Source organism: Streptomyces sp. NPDC054841 (assembly GCF_053611045.1).
On the sequence record NZ_JBSGZO010000824.1, the window covers coordinates 1 to 1,995 of the forward strand.

Consider the following 1,995-nt stretch of genomic DNA (forward strand, 5'->3'; position numbering starts at 1 on the left):
TCCCAGGGCGCGGCCCAGGTGCGGAACATGTGGCCGGACATCCTGGAGGCGGTCAAGAACCGCCGTCGCTTCACCTGGATCCTGCTCAGTCAGAACGCTCAGGTGGCGGGCTTCGACGGCACGACGCTCCAGGTCGGTTTCATCAATGCCGGCGCCCGCGACAACTTCGCGAGCAGCGGCAGCGAGGACGTGCTCAAGCAGGCGCTCGCCGAGCAGTTCAACGTCCAGTGGAAGGTCGAGGCGATCATCGATCCGTCGGGCGGCGCGGGTCAGCCTCCGGCTGCCTCCGGCGGTGGCAGCGGATTCGGCGGGGGTGGCGGATTCGGCGGTGGCAGCGGATTCGGCGGCAGGCCCGGACAGGCGCAGGCGCCCTCCGCGGCGCCCGCCGCGCAGGGGACGCCCCGCCCGGCTCAGCAGGCTTCGGCCGCCCCGGCCCCCACGCAGGCCCCGCAGCCGGGACCGGCAGCCCCCGAGCCTCCGCGTTCGGCGGCCCCGCAGTCCCAGGCCGCTCCGCAGCCGCAGCCCGTCGCGCCCGAGGACGACACCCCGGAGGAGGACGACCCGGACCTCGTGGACTCCGCGCTCTCCGGCCACGACCTGATCGTTCGGGAGCTCGGCGCCACCGTTGTGGAGGAATACACAAACGAGTAGGTACGGGCGCTTCGGCGGCCCGCACAAGGTCACGGTCGCCGCGCGGGCTACCCTGGCTGCCGTGAAGGTCCTCGTCATCGGCGGCGGCGCCCGCGAACATGCCCTGTGCCGCGCTCTCTCCCTCGATCCCGACGTCACCGCTCTGTACTGCGCGCCCGGCAACGCCGGAATCGCGGAGGTCGCCGAGCTGCTGCCGGTCGACGCGCTCGACGGCGCCGCCGTTGCCGCGCTCGCCACCGAGCTCGAAGCGGGCCTGGTGGTCGTCGGCCCCGAGGCCCCGCTCGTCGCCGGTGTCGCCGACGCCGTACGGGCCGCGGGCATCCCCTGCTTCGGCCCGTCCCGGGAGGCGGCCCAGCTGGAGGGCTCCAAAGCCTTCGCCAAGGAGGTGATGGCCGCGGCGAACGTCCCGACCGCCCGCTCCTACGTCTGCACGACGCCGGAGGAGATCGACGAGGCGCTGGACGCGTTCGGTGCTCCGTACGTCGTGAAGGACGACGGTCTCGCCGCAGGCAAGGGCGTCGTCGTGACCAGCGACCTGGAGCAGGCCCGCCGGCACGCGCTCTCCTGCGACCGCGTCGTCATCGAGGAGTACCTGGACGGCCCCGAGGTCTCCCTCTTCGCGATCACCGACGGCGAGACGGTGCTCCCGCTGCAGCCCGCCCAGGACTTCAAGCGGGCGCTGGACGGGGACGAGGGGCCCAACACCGGCGGCATGGGCGCGTACTCGCCGCTTCCCTGGGCCGATCCCAAGCTCGTCGACGAGGTCATGGCGACCGTGCTCCAGCCCACCGTGGACGAGCTGCACCGCCGCGGTACGCCGTTCTCCGGCCTCCTGTACGCCGGTCTCGCGATCACCAGCCGTGGCGTGCGGGTCATCGAGTTCAACGCCCGTTTCGGTGACCCCGAGACCCAGGTGGTCCTGGCCCGCCTCAAGACCCCGCTCGCGAGCGTCCTCCTCAACGCGGCGCGCGGCACCCTCGACGACGAGCCCCCGCTGAACTGGCGCGACGAAGCGGCCGTCACCGTCGTCGTCGCCTCGCACAACTACCCGGACACGCCGCGCACCGGCGACCCGATCGAAGGACTGGACGCGGTCGCGGAGCAGGACGCTCCGTACGCGTACGTCCTGCACGCCGGGACCAGGAAGGACGGCGACACGATCGTCAGCGCCGGTGGCCGTGTCCTCTCGGTGACCGCGACCGGCGACGACCTCTCGCAGGCCCGCGAGCGTGCGTACGCCGCGGTGAGCCGCATTCACCTGGACGGCTCCCACCACCGCACCGACATCGCCGCGAAGGCCGCGCAGCACTGACCCGCCCACCCGCGCGGCACCCGGCTCCCGGG

General features: G+C 73.1%; 1 protein-coding gene and 1 pseudogene. Both read left to right on the plus strand.

The genetic code is table 11. From position 1 onward, the window contains the following. A pseudogene (locus tag ACWGI8_RS43590) lies at positions 1 to 651 on the plus strand (DNA polymerase III subunit gamma and tau); the annotation flags it as partial. Between the two features lie 61 nt (positions 652 to 712). Continuing rightward, complete coding sequence (gene purD / locus ACWGI8_RS43595) at positions 713 to 1,963, plus strand: phosphoribosylamine--glycine ligase (RefSeq protein ID WP_453669084.1); 1,251 nt, start codon at positions 713 to 715, stop codon at positions 1,961 to 1,963. The last annotated feature ends 32 nt before the right edge of the window (positions 1,964 to 1,995 follow it).